General features: G+C 68.4%; 17 protein-coding genes. 12 read left to right on the top strand and 5 right to left on the bottom strand.

Features of this window, described 5'->3' with window-relative positions; translation table 11 throughout:
* Positions 1–50: 50 nt before the first annotated feature.
* The 9 genes from ACFHNC_RS04645 (at position 51) to ACFHNC_RS04605 (ending at position 9281) form a co-directional block, all read left to right on the top strand.
* A complete protein-coding gene (locus ACFHNC_RS04645; protein ID WP_437168050.1) occupies positions 51–773 on the top strand; it encodes an orotate phosphoribosyltransferase in 723 nt (240 codons plus the stop codon).
* A gap of 27 nt (positions 774–800) precedes the next feature.
* On the top strand, positions 801–1058 hold the full coding sequence (locus ACFHNC_RS04640) for a hypothetical protein (RefSeq protein WP_437168049.1): 258 nt from the start codon (positions 801–803) through the stop codon (positions 1056–1058).
* Positions 1055–1336: a type II toxin-antitoxin system RelE/ParE family toxin gene (locus ACFHNC_RS04635; protein WP_437168048.1), complete on the top strand. Its 282-nt coding sequence runs from the start codon at positions 1055–1057 to the stop codon at positions 1334–1336. The genes ACFHNC_RS04640 and ACFHNC_RS04635 overlap by 4 nt, the downstream gene beginning before the upstream one ends.
* Positions 1318–2976 carry a peptide ABC transporter substrate-binding protein gene (locus tag ACFHNC_RS04630; protein WP_437168047.1) on the top strand — a complete coding sequence of 553 codons (1659 nt, stop codon included), beginning with the start codon at positions 1318–1320 and terminating at the stop codon, positions 2974–2976. The genes ACFHNC_RS04635 and ACFHNC_RS04630 overlap by 19 nt, the downstream gene beginning before the upstream one ends.
* A 10-nt stretch (positions 2977–2986) precedes the next feature.
* On the top strand, positions 2987–3919 hold the full coding sequence (locus tag ACFHNC_RS04625; RefSeq protein WP_437168046.1) for an ABC transporter permease: 933 nt from the start codon (positions 2987–2989) through the stop codon (positions 3917–3919).
* 136 nt (positions 3920–4055) lie between these two features.
* A complete protein-coding gene (locus tag ACFHNC_RS04620; protein WP_437168045.1) occupies positions 4056–4871 on the top strand; it encodes an ABC transporter permease in 816 nt (271 codons plus the stop codon).
* A gap of 25 nt (positions 4872–4896) precedes the next feature.
* A complete protein-coding gene (locus ACFHNC_RS04615; RefSeq protein ID WP_437168044.1) occupies positions 4897–6066 on the top strand; it encodes a hypothetical protein in 1170 nt (389 codons plus the stop codon).
* A gap of 92 nt (positions 6067–6158) precedes the next feature.
* The gene (locus ACFHNC_RS04610; RefSeq protein ID WP_437168043.1) at positions 6159–7133 is read left to right on the top strand and encodes a Bug family tripartite tricarboxylate transporter substrate binding protein; all 975 of its coding nucleotides are present in this window, start codon (positions 6159–6161) and stop codon (positions 7131–7133) included.
* 99 nt (positions 7134–7232) lie between these two features.
* Positions 7233–9281, top strand: a complete 2049-nt coding sequence (locus ACFHNC_RS04605; protein WP_437168042.1) for a PhoX family protein — start codon at positions 7233–7235, stop codon at positions 9279–9281.
* A 23-nt stretch (positions 9282–9304) separates the two neighbouring features.
* Here ACFHNC_RS04605 and ACFHNC_RS04600 read toward each other — a convergent pair whose 3' ends face one another.
* Positions 9305–11614 (bottom strand): molybdopterin-dependent oxidoreductase, encoded by a 2310-nt coding sequence (locus ACFHNC_RS04600; protein ID WP_437168041.1) that lies wholly within the window; start codon positions 11612–11614, stop codon positions 9305–9307.
* 152 nt (positions 11615–11766) lie between these two features.
* Between ACFHNC_RS04600 and ACFHNC_RS04595 the strand changes: the two genes are divergently transcribed.
* The gene (locus tag ACFHNC_RS04595) at positions 11767–13173 is read left to right on the top strand and encodes an aspartate aminotransferase family protein (RefSeq protein WP_437168040.1); all 1407 of its coding nucleotides are present in this window, start codon (positions 11767–11769) and stop codon (positions 13171–13173) included.
* Between the two features lie 38 nt (positions 13174–13211).
* Here the strand turns inward: ACFHNC_RS04595 and ACFHNC_RS04590 are convergent, their stop codons facing one another.
* Complete coding sequence (locus tag ACFHNC_RS04590) at positions 13212–14246, bottom strand: polyprenyl synthetase family protein (RefSeq protein ID WP_437168039.1); 1035 nt, start codon at positions 14244–14246, stop codon at positions 13212–13214.
* Between the two features lie 147 nt (positions 14247–14393).
* Between ACFHNC_RS04590 and ACFHNC_RS04585 the strand changes: the two genes are divergently transcribed.
* Together ACFHNC_RS04585 and ACFHNC_RS04580 are read left to right on the top strand one after the other, a co-directional pair.
* Complete coding sequence (locus ACFHNC_RS04585; protein WP_437168038.1) at positions 14394–14612, top strand: putative signal transducing protein; 219 nt, start codon at positions 14394–14396, stop codon at positions 14610–14612.
* On the top strand, positions 14599–15327 hold the full coding sequence (locus tag ACFHNC_RS04580; RefSeq protein ID WP_437168037.1) for a tRNA1(Val) (adenine(37)-N6)-methyltransferase: 729 nt from the start codon (positions 14599–14601) through the stop codon (positions 15325–15327). Before ACFHNC_RS04585 ends, ACFHNC_RS04580 begins: the two co-directional genes overlap by 14 nt.
* On the opposite strand, the gene ACFHNC_RS04575 is transcribed toward ACFHNC_RS04580, so the two are convergent.
* The 3 genes from ACFHNC_RS04575 to ACFHNC_RS04565 all read right to left on the bottom strand — a co-directional run bounded on the left by ACFHNC_RS04575 (position 15324) and on the right by ACFHNC_RS04565 (position 17510).
* The gene (locus ACFHNC_RS04575; protein WP_437168036.1) at positions 15324–15608 is read right to left on the bottom strand and encodes a hypothetical protein; all 285 of its coding nucleotides are present in this window, start codon (positions 15606–15608) and stop codon (positions 15324–15326) included. The genes ACFHNC_RS04580 and ACFHNC_RS04575 overlap by 4 nt on opposite strands.
* A 111-nt stretch (positions 15609–15719) precedes the next feature.
* On the bottom strand, positions 15720–16394 hold the full coding sequence (locus ACFHNC_RS04570; protein WP_437168035.1) for an SCO family protein: 675 nt from the start codon (positions 16392–16394) through the stop codon (positions 15720–15722).
* A 60-nt stretch (positions 16395–16454) separates the two neighbouring features.
* Positions 16455–17510, bottom strand: coding sequence for a ribonucleotide-diphosphate reductase subunit beta (locus ACFHNC_RS04565; RefSeq protein ID WP_437168034.1), 1056 nt, complete (start codon positions 17508–17510; stop codon positions 16455–16457).
* Positions 17511–17533: the final 23 nt, after the last annotated feature.

Below are 17533 nucleotides of genomic sequence, written 5' to 3'. Positions count from 1 at the left end.
CGCGGCAGGGCTACCAACGGGCGATCGCCCGCGCAGAGGAAACTGAATCAATGGCCATCCCGCACGCCTCCGACTGGGACCGCGACGCCGCTCTCACCACCGCGCGGATCCTGCTGGAGATCAAGGCGGTGAATTTCCGGCCGGAGGAGCCCTATACCTTCACTTCGGGCTGGAAGAGCCCGGTCTATATCGACTGCCGCAAGATCATCTCCTTCCCCCGCGCCCGCAACCGCATCTGCGACCTGGCGGTGGAGAAGATCGGCCGGCATATCGGCTATGAATCCATCGATGTGGTGGTGGGTGGCGAGACCGCCGGCATTCCCTTCGGCGCCTGGATCGCCGACCGCATGATGGCGCCGATGGCCTATGTGCGGAAGAAGCCGAAGGGTTTCGGCCGCAATGCGCAGATCGAGGGCGAGGTCCCGGTCGGCCAACGCACCTTGCTGGTGGAAGACCTGACCACCGACGGTGCCAGCAAGATCCGATTCGCCAACGCGCTGCGCGAGGCTGGCACCATCTGCGACCATACCTTCGTGGTGTTCTACTACGGCGTCTTCCCGGGCAGCTTCGAGCAGATGAAGGCCATGGGCCTGAACCTGCACCACCTGTGTACCTGGTGGGATGTGCTGGAAGTCTGCCGCGAACGCCCCTACTTCTCGGAAGCTGCGCTGAAGGAAGTGCGGAAGTTCCTGGAGGATCCGGTGGGCTGGTCCGGCGCGCATGGCGGCATCGCCTCGATCGCCGACGCGAAGCCGAAGGATGGCAGCGAGTAGAGAAGCGACACGAACGGAGGCAGGCGGATGGTGCGGATCAGTGTCGATTTGCCGGACGAGGTGGCGGCCGCGCTTCAGGCTGCTGCCAGCGCCTGCCAATCCACGCCCGAAATGCTGGCCGCCAGCGCCATCCGGGATCGGGTGGCAGATCAGGCTGCGCTTGAAGCCGAGTTGGCACAGGCCGAGGCGGAGAGCGAAGCCGGCCTCGGCGTGCCGCATGAGGAGGTGATGCAGGAGATGCACGCCTGGGCCGCTGATATTCGAGCCCGTCACGCCAGCCGGTGAAGCTGATCTGGATGCCGGTGGCCCTGCGCCACCTGCGCGAGGCACGTGACCACATCGCGCAGGACAATCCCGCTGCGGCCGATGCGCTGGTCGCTGGGTTGATGCACAGAGCGGAACTGCTGGTCCGCTTCCCGCAGGCCGGCCGTACACATGGCGGCGCACGCCGAATCATTGCGCTGCCGCCAACACCTTATAGCTTGATCTACCGTGCCCATCCTGACCGTATCGCCATACTCGCTGTCTGGCATGGAGCCCGCCAATGGCCGCCCGCTGGCTGACCCTCATCCTGCTCGCCGTCGTCACCCCCGCCATGGGGCAGCCGGCGCGGGACAGCCTGACCATCGGCATCACGCAATACCCGGCGACCTTCCACCCCAACATCGAATCCATGGCGGCGAAATCCTACATCGCCGGCTTCACCCGTCGCCCCCTGACGGCACGCGACCCGGATTGGAACCTCACCTGCCTCGGCTGCGTCACCGTGCCGACGCTGGAGAATGGCCTGGCCGTCCGCGAACAGACGCCGGATGGCAAGGCCGGCATCCGCGTGACCTGGGAATTGCGCGAGGGCTGGGCCTGGGGCGATGGCACGCCGGTGACGGCGGAGGATCTGCTGTTCGCCTGGCAGGCCGGGCGGGATTTCTCCACCGGCTTCGGCGCCAGCGAATTCTATCGGCGGGCCTATGAGGCGATTGTCGAATCGCCCCGCCGCATCACGCTGCGCTTCGACCAGGTCACCTTCGAATACGGCGCCTCCGGCGATTGGGTGCCGCTGCCCAGCCATATCGAGCGCGCCCGCTGGGAAGCCGAGCCCCGCACCTACCGCACGCGCAGCGCCTATGAGACGGAGCCTACCAATCCCGGCCTGTGGAACGGCCCCTACCGGGTCACCGCCACCACGCCCGGCAGCGGCGTGACGCTGGAGCGCAACGCCCATTGGTCCGGCCCGGCGCCCGCCTTCCGCCGCATCGCCATCCGCACCATCGAGAACACCGCGGCACTGGAGGCGCAGTTGCTGGCCGGCCAGCTCGACATGGTGGCGGGCGAGCTTGGCCTGCCGCTGGAACAGGTGACCGCGTTGGAACGCCGCGCGCGCGGCCGCTTCCGCGTCGAATACAAGCCCGGCCTGGTCTACGAACATCTCGACCTGATGCTGGACAATCCGATCCTGGCCGATCGCCGCGTCCGCCAGGCACTGATCCTGGCCACCGACCGCGCCCAGATCGTCGCCCGGCTGTACGAGAACCGGCAGCCCGTCGCCCACACCACGGTCAACCCGCTGGATGGCATGCATGACGATGCGGTGCGCCAGTGGCCCTTCGACCCGGCCCGCGCGGGCGCCCTTCTTACGGAGGCCGGCTGGACCCCAGGCCCGGACGGCATCCGCCGCAATGCCGCCGGGGACCGCCTGACGCTGGAGCTGATGACCACCGCCGGCAACCGGTCTCGCGAGCAGGTGCAGCAGGTACTCCAGGGCATGTGGCGCCAGGCGGGGATCGAGGCGCGCATTCGCAACGAGCCGCCGCGCGTCTTCTTCGGCGAAACCGTCTCCCGCCGCCGCTTCACCGGCGCGGCGCTGTTCGCCTGGATCAGCAGCCCGGAGAATGTGCCCCGCAGCACGCTCCATTCGGACGAAATCCCCACCGCCGAGCGCAATTGGTCCGGCCAGAACTACACCGGCTTCCGCAACACGGAGATGGACGCGCTGCTGGAAACCCTACCGATCGAGCTGGACCGCGAGCGCCGGCGCGCCCTGTGGCACCGGCTGCAGGCGATCTATGCGGAGGAACTGCCGGCGATCCCGCTGTGGTTCCGCTCCGACGCGCATGTCTGGCCGCTGTGGCTGGAGGGGGTGCGGCCGACCGGGCATCTGACGCCCTCCTCCAACTGGGTGGAGCAGTGGCGGGTGGCGCGGTGAGGCGCGCGGCATGATCCGCCTGCTGGCGGGAAGGCTGGTGCAGATCGCGGTGACGCTGGCGCTGCTGTCGCTGGCGATGTTCCTGCTGATCGGCCTGATGCCGGGCGACCCGATCGACCTGGCCTTGGCCGGCGACCCGCGGCTGACGGCCGAGGATGCGGCGCGGCTGCGCGCGTTGCATGGCCTGGATCAGCCCTTGCTCACCCGGTATTTCGCCTGGGCCGCGGCGCTGCTGCGCGGGGAGTTCGGCTATTCGCGGCTTTTCGCGCAGCCGGTGGCACAGATCATCGGGCCGGCGCTGGTCTCCACTTTGGTGCTGCTGGGCGCGGCGGTGGCGGTCTCGGCGCTGATTGGCCTTTTGCTCGGCGCGCTGGCGGCGATGCGGCCGCGCTTCGCGCCGGTTGCGGATACCATCGCCATCCTCGGGCAATCCGCGCCGAGTTTCTGGCTCGGCATCCTGCTGATCATCGTCTTCGCCGTGACCCTCGGCTGGCTGCCGGCCGGCGGGTCCGCGGAGGAAGGGGGGTGGGAGGCGGTGCGCTTCCTGGTGCTGCCGGTGGCGACGCTGGCGATGGCCAACCTCGCCGCCTATGCCCGCCACAGCGCGGCGGAATTGACGCAGGTGCTGCGCGCGCCCTGGATCACCGCGGCCCGCGCCCGTGGCGTGGGGGAGATGCGCCTGCTGCTGCGCCACGCCGCGCCCAACGCCGCGGTGCCGGTGTTGCAGGTGGCGGCGCTGGATGCCGGCAGCCTGGTAGGCGGCGCGCTGATCACGGAGACCCTGTTCGCCCGGCCTGGCATGGGCAAGCTGATCTATGATGCGGTGATGGGCAACGACACGAATCTGGCGCTGGTGGCACTGCTGCTGGTGGCGCTGGTGACGATGCTGGCGACGCTGGCGGCCGATCTCGGGCAGAGGGCGCTGGACCCGCGGCTGGCATGAGGGCGGGCGCCGTGCTTCTCCCTCCCCCCTATCAGGGTGAAGGGTCGGGGTGGGGGGTCGGTGCAGGTGCGTCGATTCGGCTCTGCCCCCCCACCCCAACCCTCCCCCCCTCCGAGGGGGAGAGGGGGAAGCAAGCATGAGGCTCCGCTTCGGCCTTCTCCTGCTCGGCCTGTTGGCGACTAGCGGTCTTGCAGCGCCGTGGATCGCGGCGTGGCTCGGCCTCGATCCCTTTGCGCCGGACCTGTTCAACCGCTTCGCCCCCTCCTCCACCACCAACCCGCTCGGCACCGATGATCTCGGGCGGGACGTGCTGCTGCGGCTGCTGGAGGGCGCGCGGGTTTCGCTGGCCGTGGGGGTGGCGACGGCGGTGGCGGCGACGGTGATCGGCACCGGAATCGGGCTGCTGGCGGCCTGGCGCGGCGGTGTGGTGGATGCGCTGCTGATGCGGCTGGCGGATGGCATGCTGGCGCTGCCGGCCTTGCCCGTGCTGGTGGTGCTGGCGGCGGCCGATACCGGGCGGATCGGGCTGCCGCGGGGGGAGGCCGCGTCCGACATCATCCGCATCGTCGTGATCCTGTCCGTCTTCGGCTGGGTTGGCGTGGCGCGGCTGGCCCGCGCGGCGGCGCTGTCCGTGCTGGCGCGGGATTATGTGCGGGCGGCGCGCGGACTCGGGGCCTCGGAAGGGCGGGTGCTGCTGCGGCATGTGCTGCCGAACATCGCCGGGCCGATCGCCATTGCCGCGGCGCTGACCGTGGCGGGCGCCATCCTGGCCGAAAGCACGCTGAGTTTCCTCGGCCTCGGCATCGCGCCCCCCGCGGCGAGCTGGGGCAACATGCTGGCGAATGCGCAGGATCTGGTGTTCAGCGCGCCCTGGGTCGCGGTCTGGCCGGGGCTTGCCATCCTGGTGGCGGTCGCGGGCTGCACCCTGGTGGCGGACGGGCTGCGGCGGTAGTCTTTCCCAAATCGGGGGAAAAATCATGGCCATCGGTGCCGACCGCATCCTGACAACCCATACCGGCAGCCTGCCGCGCCCGCGCGCCCTGACCCGCCTGCATGCCCGCCGCGCCCGGGGCGAGGCCGTCGATGCGGCGGAGCTGGAAGCCGCGGCGCAGGCGGCGGTATCTGCCATCGTGCCGAAGCAGATCGCCGCCGGCATCGACATTCCCAATAATGGCGAACAGGGCCGCGAATCCTTCGTGCTGTATCTGCGCGACCGGCTGACCGGCCTGGGCGGCGAAAGCCTGCGCGGCGGCTGGCAGGACATCGACGCCTATCCGGAATTCAAGGCCGACCTCCAGGCCGCCAATGCGGGCAAGGAGACGGCGAGCATGACGTCGAACCTGCCCGCCGCTGTGGGTGACGTCAGCTATATCGGCGACGCCGCGATGGGCGCCGAATGCGCCGAATTCGCGCGCGCCCTGGCGCCCGCCAAGGGGCAGTACCGGGAAGCTTTTCTCGCCGCGCCATCGCCCGGCATCGTCGCGGCCGTGGTGCAGAACAAGCATTACGACACCGAGGAAGCCTATCTCGCGGCGCTGGCCACGGCGCTGCGCCGCGAATACCAGGCGATCCTCGATGCCGGCTTCATCCTGCAGCTTGATTGTCCGGACCTGGCGCTGGAACGCCACGCCTCCTACCAGGACCGCCCGCTGTCCGATTTCATCGGCTTCTGTGAGCGTGTGATCACCGCCATCAACCGCGCCATCGAAGGTCTGCCGAAGGACCGCATCCGGCTGCATGTCTGCTGGGGCAATTACGAAGGCCCGCACGATGCCGATGTGCCGCTGGCCGATATCCTGCCCACCATCCTGCACGCCAAGGTGGGCGGCTTCGTGCTGCCCTTCGCCAATCCGCGCCACGCGCATGAACACCGGCTGTTCCGCAAGCACCCGCTGGCCGAGGACCAGATCCTCGTCGCCGGCGTCATCGACACGCTGACCAATTTCGTCGAGCACCCGGAAGTGGTGGCGGAACGGCTGGAGCGGATCGCGGACAGCCTGGGCGATGCGCGCCGCCTGCTGGCCGGCACCGATTGTGGCTTCGACACCGCCGCCGGCCGGGGCCGCGTCTCGTCCGATGTGGTGTGGGCGAAGCTGCGGAGCATGGCGGATGGCGCGCGTCTGGCGACCGAAAGGCTGCGCCCCTGATGTGCTGGCTCTGCACCATCCGACGCCCGGCGCCGAAACCAAGACCAAAACCTGGGCCGCAAACGGCCCAACCTGCCAAGGAGAGAACCCCCATGCTTCGCCGTATCCTGCTGGGTGCCGCCGCCGCGCTGCTGGCCGTGGCCCCTGCCCTCGCACAGCCCGCCGCCTGGCCGGGCAACCGCCAGGTCCGCATCCTGGTGACCTACCCGCCCGGCGGCACCAGCGATTTCGTCGCCCGGCTTCTGGCACAGCGCCTGGGTGAGCAGACCGGTGGCAATTTCACGGTGGACAACCGCTCCGGCGGCGGCGGCATCATCGGCTGGACCAATGTGGTGCGCTCGGCCAATGACGGCACGACGCTGCTGCTGACCGACAATTCGCTGGCCACCGCACCGCCGCTGTATCCGAACCTCGGCTTCGATGTGCAGACCGATTTCACGCCGATCTCGCTGATGGTGGACTACCCGACCGTCTTCGTCGTGCCCGGCAATTCCCCCGTCCGCAGCCTGCGCGACTATGTCGAGGCCGCGCGGGGCCAGGCGGCGGATGCGAATTTCTACGGCTCGATGGGCTCCGGCTCCTCCCCGCATCTCTACACCGAATACCTGCAGGATATTTCCGGCATCCGCCTGACCCATGTGCCCTATCGCGGCATGGGCCCGGCCTTTCTGGATCTGATGGCCGGGCGCGTCGGCCTGCTGATCGCGGCGCCGCCCACCGTGCTCGGCGCCGTGCGGGATGGCAGGGCGCGCGCGATCGCGATCGGCACCACGGGTGGGCGGATTCCGGCGCTGCCGGATGTGCCGACGGCGAAGGAACTCGGCTTCGATTTCACCTATTCCTTCTGGTACGGGCTGCTCGGCCCGCGCGGGATGGACCCGGCGCTGGTCGCGCAGATCCGCGGCGAGGTGGACAAGGTGCTGGCCAATCCGGAAGTGCGCGCCCGCTTCGTGCAGCAGGGCGCGACGCCCGTGGGCGGCGACGGCGCGGCGCTGGCCGCGGTGATGCAAAGCGACCTGACGCGGTGGAGCGAGGTGGTGCGGGCCAAGGGCATCACGGTTCAGTAGGACGGCGTGACCGTCATGGTTCCGTCACGCAACTGAAGGATGACTGTTGCGGAGGTCGATTAGGAAGGGCGCATCTAGCAACCGCCAGGATGCGCCATCATGCCGGACGATCTCCGCCACCTCCCCTACGACCTCGAGGCGGGCGATGAGGTGCCTTCCAACACCTCCGCCAACACGCATTTCAATGATGTCGCCCAGGCCCGCCTTGGCCGCCGCGGCCTGCTGATGGGCAGCCTTGGCGCCGCGCTCACCGGCTTCATCGGCGCCGGCGCCGCCCGCCCGGCGCTGGCCCAGGGCGCGGCCGCCGCCGCGCAGGGTCCGGTGATCGGCTTCAAGCCGGTGCCGGTCAGCCCGAATAACACCGTCGTGGTGCCGGAAGGCTATTCGGTCCAGACCATCATCCCGCAGGGCACGCCGCTCAGCGGCCAGCCGGCCGGCAAGACCCTGGGCGAGATGACGGCCGCCGAGCAGGGTGCCGCCGTCGGCGCGCATCATGACGGCATGCATTTCTTCCCGATCGAGGGCCGCGAGCCGGACCAGGGCAGCAGCACCGATGGCTTCCTGGTGCTGAACCACGAATATGTCGAGCCGCGCTTCATGCATGCCCGCGCCGCCGGGATGTCCATCAACAGCGGCCGCATGCCGCTGGTCGATCGCGCGCGCGATGCGGATGAGGCGATGAAGGAGATCAACGCCCATGGCGTCTCCGTCGTGCGCATCGCAAAGGGCGCGGACGGCAAGTGGGCGGTGAAGGCCGACCCGCGCAACCGCCGCATCACCGGCGCGACGCCGATGGAAATCGCCGGCCCGGTCCGCGGCCATGCGCTGCTCCGCACGAAGTACAGCCCGGACGGCACCCGCGTGCGCGGCACGCTGAACAACTGCGCGCATGGCGTGACGCCCTGGAACACCTACCTCGCGGCGGAGGAGAATTGGGCCGGCTACTTCCGCAACGAAGACCAGCAGGACCAGAAGCCCAACCTGCCGCGCGAACATGCCCGCTACGGTGTGCCGACCGGCCAGGCCCGCTACAACTGGGACCAGGTGCGCGGCGGCGGCGATGAATTCGCGCGCTTCAACGTCTCCTCCACCGGGGCTGACGCCACGCAGGATTACCGCAACGAGGTCAATGCCTTCGGCTGGGTGGTCGAGATCGACCCCTTCAACCCGGACAGCGCGCCGGTGAAGCGCACCACCTTCGGCCGCTTCGCACATGAGGGCGTGGTGTTCGGCCCGGCGCGGGAAGGCCGCCCGGTTGTCGGCTATGCGGGCGACGACGCGGTCAATGAATACATCTACAAATTCGTCTCCGCCCGCCCGTTCAACCGCGCCACGGCGAATGGCAGCCTGCTGGATGAGGGCACTCTCTATGTCGCCAAGTTCAATGCCGATGGCAGCGGCGAATGGCTGCCGCTGGTCCAGGGCCAGGGGCCGCTGACCGCCGCCAATGGCTTTGCCGACCAGGGCGAGGTTCTGGTGAACACCCGCCTCGCCGCCGATGCGGTGGGTGCCACCAAGATGGACCGCCCGGAATGGGGCGCGGTAGACCCTCGTGATGGCCGCGTCTATTTCACCCTGACCAACAACACGCGCCGCACCGCCGAGCAGGTGGATGCCGCGAACCCGCGCGCGCGCAACCAGTTCGGCCAGATCATCCGCTGGCGCGAGGCGAATGACGACCACGCCGCGACGCGCTTCGCCTGGGACCTGTTCCTGATCGCAGGCCCCGAGGGCGACAGCCGCATCGCCGGCAATGCCACGGTGAATGCGGACAACATGTTCGCCTGCCCGGATGGCCTGTGGTTCGACGCCGACAGCCGGCTGTGGATCCAGACGGATATCGGCGAGAGCGCGCAGCTGCGTGGCGACCTGGCGCCCTTCGGCAACAACCAGATGCTCTGCGCCAACCCGGTCACCGGCGAGACGCGGCGCTTCCTGACCGGCCCGCACGGGCAGGAGATCACCGGCGTGATCACCACGCCGGACCAGCGGACCATGTTCGTCAATGTCCAGCACCCGGGCGCCACCACCACCCCGGCGGATTGGGCGGCGGGCAAGCCGAACAGCAGCTTCCCGAATGCCAGCGGCGTGCCGCTCTCGGTGACGCTGGTGATCACCAAGGACGACGGCGGCATCATCGGGACCTGATGAAGCCGGCCTGCGCCGCCCCGCTACGGGACGGCGCAGGCACCTGGCGGCGGGGCGTGCACCGTGACGGGCGGCAGCTCGCCCCGCCAGGCCTCGATCTCCACCAGGCAGGATTGTGCGGCAGAGCCCTGGCCGAGCCGCGAGGTGCCGATATCCTGCGTCAGGACATTCGCATTGCCATGAACGCAGGCGCTGTCCGTGGCGCCGGGGCGCTCGGGGTTCCACCAGGCGCCGGTGGCCATCGCCACCACGCCGGGGCGGATATCCGGCGTCACCAGAAGTCCCGCTGCCACCGCGCCGCGGTCGTTGAACACGCGGATCACCTGGCCATCCGCCAGGCCACGCGCCGCGGCATCGGCCGGGTTCATGCGCAGCTTCTCCCGCCCCTGGATCTTGTCGGCGGCCGCCACGCGCCCGCTGTCGAGCTGACCATGCAGGCGGGTGGAGGGCTGGAAAGACAGCATGTGCAGCGGGAATTTCTCGGCCATCTTGCTGCCGAGATACTCGGTCGGCTCATGCCAGACCGGGTGGCCCGGCGTTTCCGCATAGCCGAAGCTGGCGATGGTTTCGGAGAAGATCTCGACCTTGCCGGTGGGCGTATCCAGCGGATTCGCCTCCGGGTCCGCGGCGAAATCAGCGAACTGGACGTAGTCCTGCTCGGGGGGCGGAATCTCGACATGGCCGGCGGCCCAGAAGGTGTCGAAATCCGGCACCTCGATGCCCTGCTTGGCGCAGGCCTGGCGCCAGCGGCCATACATGTGCTGCAGCCAGGCGCTTTCGTCCCGCTGTTCGGTGAAGGCGGCGCGAAAGCCTGCGGCGTCCGCGAGGTCGGCCAGGATGTCCACATCGTTGCGCGCCAGGCCCACCGGCGCGATTGCCTGGTGCATGGCGGTGACGAAGCGATCGCGGGAGGAGCTGCCGATATCGTTGCGCTCCAGCGTCGTCGTCGCCGGCAGCACGATATCGGCGTGGCGCGCGACGGAGGTCCACCACGGTTCCTGAACCACCACCGTATCCGCCCGGTTCCAGCCGCGCAGCAGCCGGCCCAGGTCCTGGTGGTGATGGAAGGGGTTGCCGCCGGCCCACCAGATCATCCGGATATCCGGCAGCAGCAGGTCGCGGCCATTGTATTGCAGGATCTCACCCGGCCGCTCCAGCAGCTCCGTCACCCGCGAGACCGGGATATAGGCGCCGCAGGGGTTGCGGACGGAGGGGCCGGAGACGCTGGGCAGGTCGATGCGCGGCGTGCCCATGCCGTTGATGCTGCCATAGCCGAAGGCGATCCCCTGCCCCGGCTTGCCGATGCCGCCCAGCATCGCCGCGAAGGCGATCAGCGCCCACCAGGGCTGCTCACCATGCTCGGCGCGCTGGATGGACCAGGTTGCGGTGCACATGGTGGGCGCGCCGGCCGCCTCCAGCGCCAGGCGGCGGATGGTCTCGACGGGCACCTCGGTGATGGCGGCGGCCCATTCGGGGGTTTTCGGCGTGCCATCCGTGGCGCCCTGCACGTAATCCCGGAACCGCTCGAAGCCCACCGTGCAGCGGTCCAGGAAGGCGCTGTCCTGCAGCCCGCCTTCCAGCAGCACATGCGCCATGCCGAAGATCAGCGCCGCATCCGTGTTGGGACGGATCGGCACCCATTCGGCGTTGAGGAAATCCTCAGTATCGCCGCGGAACGGCGAGATGTTGACGAAGCGCACGCCGGCTTCCGCCGCCTGGCGCATCAGCGGCAGGTATTCATGCGCGCCGCCGCCGCCCGCCGTCACCAGCCCGTTCTTCCGCGGCAACCCGCCGAGGCACAGCATCAGCTTCGTGTGGCCGGCGATGCTGCGCCAATCGGTGATGCGGCCCTGGATCACCTCGTTGGTGCCCAGGATATGCGGCATCAGCGTCATGCCGGCGCCGTAGGAATAATTGGTCACCTGGCTGGTGAAGCCGCCGCCCAGGCCGAGAAAGCGGTGCAGCTGCGTCCGCGCATGGTGGTAGCGCCCGGCGGAGGACCAGCCATAGGACCCGCCGAGGATGGACGGCGCGCCATGTTCCTCACGAACCCGCGCGGTTTCCTCCGCAACGCGGCGGATTGCCTCGTCCCAACTTACGGGGATGAAAGTGTCGCCGCCGCGGGAGGCGCCGCGCCGTTCGCCGCGCAGCCAGCCGGCGCGGATATAGGGCCGGTCGATCCGCGCGGCGCCATGCACCGCATCCGGCATCGAGGCGAGCAGCGAGCCCGGGAACGGGTCCCGCGCGAAGGGCCGCGCCTCGACCAGCCGGCCGCCCTCCACCACCGCCTGGAAGGCGCCCCAATGGGACGAATGCGGCTTGATCTCGGTCATGTGTCGGGGTCTCCAATCACGGCAATCTGCCGCCCGCGGCCGCGTGCGGCAACCGGCAATGCCGCGAGGTCCATCCTGCCGCTTCCACTCGGCTGAAAAGGGTCTAGGCTTCCCGCCGACGACCACCTCCTGCTCAAGGAATATCGAGCGCCATGACGCCCCCCGCCAATGCGGCCCGCAATTCGAACGCCGCCCGCGACATCGCGAATGTGCTCCACCCCTACACGGACCACCGCGCCCATGCCGTGAACGGCCCGCTGGTGATCACGCGGGGCGAGGGCGTGCGGGTGTGGGACGACCAGGGCAAGGAATACATCGAGGGCGTGGCCGGCCTGTGGTGCGCGGCGCTGGGCTTCGACAGCAAGCGCCTGGCCGATGTGGCGCATCAGCAGATGCTGAAGCTGCCCTTCTACCACGCCTTCGGCGCCAAATCGCATGAGCCGCTGATCGACCTGTCCGAGATGCTGATCGAGCGTGCACCCTGCCCCATGGGCAAGGTGTTCTATGCGAACAGCGGCTCCGAGGCCAACGACACCGCCATCAAGATGGTCTGGTACTACAACAACGCCATCGGACGGCCCGAGAAGAAGAAGATCATCTCGCGCCTCAAGGCCTATCACGGCATCACTATCGCCAGCGGGTCGCTGACCGGCCTGCCGGCCAACCACAAGATGTTCGACCTGCCGATCGCCGGCATCATTCATGTCTCGACGCCGCACCACTACCACGGCGCGAAGCCCGGCGAGTCGGAGGAGGATTTCGCCACCCGTCTGGCCACCGAGCTGGAGGAAACCATCCTGCGCGAGGGGCCGGAGACGGTCGCCGCCTTCTTCGCCGAGCCGGTGATGGGCGCCGGCGGCGTGATGCTGCCGCCCGCCACCTATTTCGAGAAGATCCAGGCCGTCCTGCGCAAGTACGATGTGCTGTTCGTGGCCGATGAGGTGATCTGCGGCTTTGGGCGCACGGGCAACTACTGGGGCTGCCAGACCTATAACATCACGCCGGACATCATCACCTGCGCCAAGGCGCTGTCGGCATCCTTCCTGCCGATCTCCGCCATCATCATCAACGACAAGATCTTCCAGGGCCTGGCGGATGGCTCCGCCACCATCGGCACCTGGGGCCATGGCTTCACCTATTCCGGGCACCCCGTCGCCGCCGCCGTCGCGCTGGAGACGCTGAAGATCTACGACGAGCTGAACATCGTGGACCATGTGAGGACCGTCGGCGGCTACATGCAGAAGCTGCTGCGCGAGCGGTTCGAGGGCCATCCGCTGGTCGGCGAAGTGCGCGGCATCGGCATGGTGGCGGCGATCGAGCTGGTGGCGGACAAGGCCAACCACAAGAACTTCGAGCCCTCCGCCAAGGTCGGCCCGCGTATCGCCAAGGCCGGTGAGGCCGAGGGCGTGATCCTGCGCGGCCTGGCGAACGACACCATCGCCTTCTCCCCGCCGCTGATCATGAAGACGGAGGAAGTCGATGCGATGGTGGACCGCACCGCGCGCGCGCTGGATGCGGTGACGGTGCAGCTGCGCCGCGAAAGCCTGACGCTGGTCTGAGGTTCCGAACCTCTCCCCCGATCCGGGGGAGAGGGATTTCAGCGTGCCCGGCTGATGCAGAACTCGACGATGCCGGCCAAGGCGCGGCGCTCGACGCCATCCGGGAACAGCTCCAGCGCATCCAGTGCCGCCTGCCCGTAGTGCCGCGCACGACCGACGGTATCGGAGAAGGCGGCGTGCTTCTGCATCAGGGCGATGGCGTGCGGCAGGTCGTCCTCCGCCTGGTCGCGTTCCTCCAGCGTCCGGCGCCAGAAGTCGCGCTCAGCCATGTCGCCACGCTGGAAGGCGAGCAGCACCGGCAGGGTGATCTTGCCCTCGCGGAAATCGTCGCCGACCGTCTTGCCCAGCGCTTCCTGCGCCGCGCTGTAGTCCAGCGCGTCGTCGATCAGCTGGAAGGCGACGCCGAGATTGTGGCCATAGGCGCGCAGCGCCGCCTGCCGCGCCGCACCGCATTCCGCGACGATGGCGCCGACTTCGGTTGCGGCGGCGAACAGTGCGGCGGTCTTACCCTCGATGACGGCGAGATACTGCGCCTCCGTCGTCGCCGTATCGTTCTGGGTGATGAGTTGCAGCACCTCGCCTTCCGCGATGGTGGCCGAGGCTTCGGCCAGGATTCGCAGCACTTCCAGCGAGCCGTCCTCGACCATCACCTGGAAGGCGCGGGCGAACAGGAAGTCGCCGACCAGCACGCTGGGCTTGTTGCCGAACAGCGCGTTGGCGCTGGCCTGGCCGCGGCGCAGCGCGCTTTCATCCACCACATCGTCGTGCAGCAGCGTCGCCGTGTGGATGAACTCGACACAGGCGGCGAGCGCCACATGGCGCTCGCCCACGCGATAGCCGGCCAGCTTCGCGGCGGCCAGGGTCAGCAACGGGCGCAGCCGCTTGCCGCCGGCGGCCACGATGTGAGCGGCGAGCTGAGGGATCAGCGCCACGGGGCTCTGCATCCGTTCCACGATCAGCCGGTTGCAGGCTTCCAGGTCGCGCTGCACCAGGGCCGTCAACGTGGCGAGGGCGTCCTCACCGCGGATGGTCTCCGGAGCTTGTTCGGCGCTGGGCGCGACGGGCAGATCCACGCGGTATTGACCTCGTTCAAGTGGCGGGCAACTTAGCCACCGCCCCCCCTCGGGGCAAGCTGGCGGCCGACGCCTGTTGGTGCAGGTGCGGTCTATGCGCGATCCGGCAAGGCCGGGGCCGGTTCTTCGTCTTCAGGGGGTCGCGTGATGCGGGTGCTGCTGGCCACCACGGACCCGATCCGCCTGTCCTTCCTGATGGCCCTGCTGCGCGATGCCGGCTGCGCGCCGCTGGTGATGGATGGCCATATCAGCGCAATCGAGGGCGGTATCGGCATCTTCCCGCGCCGCCTGGCGGTGCCTTCGGAGCAGGAAGCCCAGGCTCGGCGTGTGCTGGCCGAGGCCGGGGAGACGGATGGGCTGCGCTGACCTCACCGAGGATCGGCTGCTGGATGGCAAGGTGCGGCTGCACCAGCCACGCCAGGGGCTGCGTGCCGGGCATGACGCGGTGCTGCTGGCAGCCACCATCCCGGCTCGGCCCGGTCAGACCGTGCTGGAGGCCGGTTGCGGCAGCGGCGCCGTCTTCCTCTGCCTGCTGGCCCGCGTGCCGGGCGTGATGGTCCTGGCGGTGGAGCGCGATGCGGGGCTGGCGGCGCTGGCGCGGGAGAATGCGGCGCGCAACGGATGGGCGGCGCAGGTGACGGTGACGGAGGGCGATGTGGCGGACCCGGCGCTGCGCCGCATTCTGCCCCGCCTGCACCACGCCTTCGCCAACCCGCCCTACTGGCCCAGCGGCACGCGGCCGCCGGAGTCGCTGCGCGCCGGGGCGACCCATGCGGAGGCTGTGGCACTGCCTGACTGGACAGGATTCCTGGCCCATGGCCTGGCCCATCTCGGCAGCCTTACCCTGGTGCTGCCGGCCGCGCGCTTCGCGGAGGGGCTGGTAGCCCTGCAGGGTGCGGGCTGTGGCAGCCTGGCGCTGCTGCCGCTCTGGCCGCGGCAGGGCGAGGCGGCGAAGCGGGTGCTGATCTCTGGCCGGCGCGGCGGCCGCGGCCCGGCGCGAATCCTGCCGGGACTGGTGCTGCACGGGCCGGGTGCGGCGGCAGAGCCCGTGCTGCGGGGTGGCGAGGCCCTGGCGCTCTAGCTTTCGTTCGAGTCGGGGTGGCGCAGCAGCCACAGCCGCTCATGCGCCGCCACCAGGCTTTCCATGTTCTTGCGGCGGTTGACGTCGGGTGCGACCGGGCGGCGGGTCAGCATCATTTCCAGGATCCGCAGCAATTCCTCCGCCACCTCGAAATCACCCTGGTCACAGGCGTGATGGAAGGCGATCAGGATCTTGTCGGAAAGCCGCCTGGTGTGGCGTGGCGGGTTGGACGGTGCACGACCTGCATCGCGGCCCGATAGATCCCGTTCCTCGTCGGACATGCAGAATGCGGCTCCAAAGTTCGGCACCGGATTCCGGTGCCATCGACAGGACAATAGCCAGTGTTAAGGTGGCCCGGAACCCTCCGCTTTGGGAAGGCTCCAAGAAGACGTTCAGATGCCGCGCAAATAAGCCCGTACGGACTGGGCAATCGCCTCTGGTGTCGATTCCGGGCGGAACAGCGTTCTCACCTTGCCGTCCGGCCCGACCAAATAGATGAAGGAGGAGTGGTCCATCAGGTAGGCCGACATCTCCGGCCGCTCCACCTTCGCATAGAAGACGCGGTAGGCACGGGCGGCGGCGGCAATCTGCGCCGGAGTACCGGTCAGCCCGACCATACGCGGATGGAAGCGGGAGACATAGTCGGCCAGTGCCTCCGGCGTATCACGTTCCGGGTCGATGGTGATGAGCATCGGGGTCACCTGCTCCCCCTGCTCGCCCAGCTCATCGATCGCGGCGGCGATGGTGCCGAGTTCGGTCGGGCAGACATCCGGGCAGTAGGTGAAGCCGAAATAGACCAGCAGGTTGCGGCCGGCAAAATCCGCCTCCGTCACCGCGCGGCCGGTCTGGTCCACCAGGCTGAACGGCCCGCCCAGCGCCAGGCCCTGCGGCAGTTGCACCCCACCGGCGGAGGGTGCCGGCATGTCGGCGCCCACGAAGCTGCCGATCCGGCGCAGGAAGGCATCCGCCACCCCCTCACCCGGCGCGCGGCCGAGCCAAGCGGCTGTCCAAATCCCACCGAGCAGCAGGATCAGCATCAGGGCGAAAACGCGAATTGCTATCAACATGGAGGGTGAGATAGGCGGGGCGCGGCGCGGCGTCCATAACGGAAGCCACGCCGCGGCGCATCACCGTGCCGGGAGGGCGATCTCCCCTTCCGGCTGCGCCGAAGTAAAGGTCTGGTCGCCAAAGGCCTCTTCCCAGGACCCGGCGGTGCTGGCGCGGGAATATTCGGTGGCCCGGTTCTCGAAGAAGTTGGTGTGCTCGATTGCGTTCAGCATTTCATCGAGCCAGGGCAGCGGGTTCTTCTCGATGTTGTAGAGGCATTCGAGGCCAAGCTGCTGCAGTCGGCGATCCGCGATGTAGCGGATGTACTGCTTGGTCTGCGCCGCATCGAGGCCTTCCACGCCGCCCAGTTCGAAGGCGAGGTCGATGAAGGCGTCCTCATGCTCCACGATGGTGGAGCAGATCGTGTACAGGTCGCGCTTCAGTTCCTCCGTCCAGATCTCCGGATTTTCCTGCACGAAGGTGCGGAACAGGCGGATCACGGACAGGCAGTGCAGCGTCTCATCGCGCACCGACCAGGACACGATCTGCCCCATGCCCTTCATCTTGTTGAAGCGCGGGAAGTTCATGAGGATGGCGAAGGAGGCGAATAGCTGCAGGCCCTCCGTGAAGGCGCCGAAGGCGGCGAGCGTCTTCGCGATCTCGGTCTTGTTGTCGACCGAGAAGTTGTGCATGTAGTCGTACTTGTCCTTCATCTCCTTGTATTTGAGGAAGGCCGTGTACTCGGTTTCCGGCATGCCGATGGTATCGAGAAGATGGCTGTAGGCGGCGATGTGGATTGTCTCGGTGTTCGAGAACGCCGACATCATCATCAGCACTTCGGTCGGCTTGAAGACCTGTGAATACTGCTTCATGTAGCAGTTGTTCACTTCGACATCCGCCTGGGTGAAAAAGCGGAAGATCTGCGTCAGCAGGTTCTTCTCACCCGGCGTCAGGTTCTTCTGCCAGTCCTTCACATCATCGGCGAGCGGCACTTCCTCCGGCAGCCAATGGATGCGCTGCTGCTGCAGCCAGGCCTCATAGGCCCAGGGGTAGCGAAACGGCTTGTAGACCGGGTTCGCCGTCAGCAGGTCGAAGCGGGTGGGAAGTTCTGCGCGGGGGATCGCGTCATCGGGCATGAAGTGTCTCGCCGTAAAATTGT

The organism is Falsiroseomonas sp. E2-1-a4 (genome assembly GCF_051433165.1).
GTDB lineage: Bacteria > Pseudomonadota > Alphaproteobacteria > Acetobacterales > Acetobacteraceae > Falsiroseomonas.
This window is presented reverse-complemented; position numbering and strand designations above follow the sequence as displayed.

Excerpts from the sequence above, each read along its gene's own strand:
- ACFHNC_RS04610 (WP_437168043.1), top strand. The coding sequence starts at position 6,159 with ATGCTTCGCCGTATCCTGCTGGGTGCCGCCGCCGCGCTGCTGGCCGTG.
- ACFHNC_RS04630 (WP_437168047.1), top strand. The coding sequence starts at position 1,318 with ATGGCCGCCCGCTGGCTGACCCTCATCCTGCTCGCCGTCGTCACCCCC.
- ACFHNC_RS04585 (WP_437168038.1), top strand. The coding sequence starts at position 14,394 with ATGCGGGTGCTGCTGGCCACCACGGACCCGATCCGCCTGTCCTTCCTG.
- ACFHNC_RS04645 (WP_437168050.1), top strand. The coding sequence starts at position 51 with ATGGCCATCCCGCACGCCTCCGACTGGGACCGCGACGCCGCTCTCACC.
- ACFHNC_RS04570 (WP_437168035.1), bottom strand. The coding sequence starts at position 16,394 with ATGTTGATAGCAATTCGCGTTTTCGCCCTGATGCTGATCCTGCTGCTC.
- ACFHNC_RS04605 (WP_437168042.1), top strand. The coding sequence starts at position 7,233 with ATGCCGGACGATCTCCGCCACCTCCCCTACGACCTCGAGGCGGGCGAT.
- ACFHNC_RS04580 (WP_437168037.1), top strand. The coding sequence starts at position 14,599 with ATGGGCTGCGCTGACCTCACCGAGGATCGGCTGCTGGATGGCAAGGTG.
- ACFHNC_RS04600 (WP_437168041.1), bottom strand. The coding sequence starts at position 11,614 with ATGACCGAGATCAAGCCGCATTCGTCCCATTGGGGCGCCTTCCAGGCG.
- ACFHNC_RS04595 (WP_437168040.1), top strand. The coding sequence starts at position 11,767 with ATGACGCCCCCCGCCAATGCGGCCCGCAATTCGAACGCCGCCCGCGAC.
- ACFHNC_RS04620 (WP_437168045.1), top strand. The coding sequence starts at position 4,056 with ATGAGGCTCCGCTTCGGCCTTCTCCTGCTCGGCCTGTTGGCGACTAGC.
- ACFHNC_RS04565 (WP_437168034.1), bottom strand. The coding sequence starts at position 17,510 with ATGCCCGATGACGCGATCCCCCGCGCAGAACTTCCCACCCGCTTCGAC.
- ACFHNC_RS04640 (WP_437168049.1), top strand. The coding sequence starts at position 801 with ATGGTGCGGATCAGTGTCGATTTGCCGGACGAGGTGGCGGCCGCGCTT.
- ACFHNC_RS04625 (WP_437168046.1), top strand. The coding sequence starts at position 2,987 with ATGATCCGCCTGCTGGCGGGAAGGCTGGTGCAGATCGCGGTGACGCTG.
- ACFHNC_RS04575 (WP_437168036.1), bottom strand. The coding sequence starts at position 15,608 with ATGTCCGACGAGGAACGGGATCTATCGGGCCGCGATGCAGGTCGTGCA.
- ACFHNC_RS04615 (WP_437168044.1), top strand. The coding sequence starts at position 4,897 with ATGGCCATCGGTGCCGACCGCATCCTGACAACCCATACCGGCAGCCTG.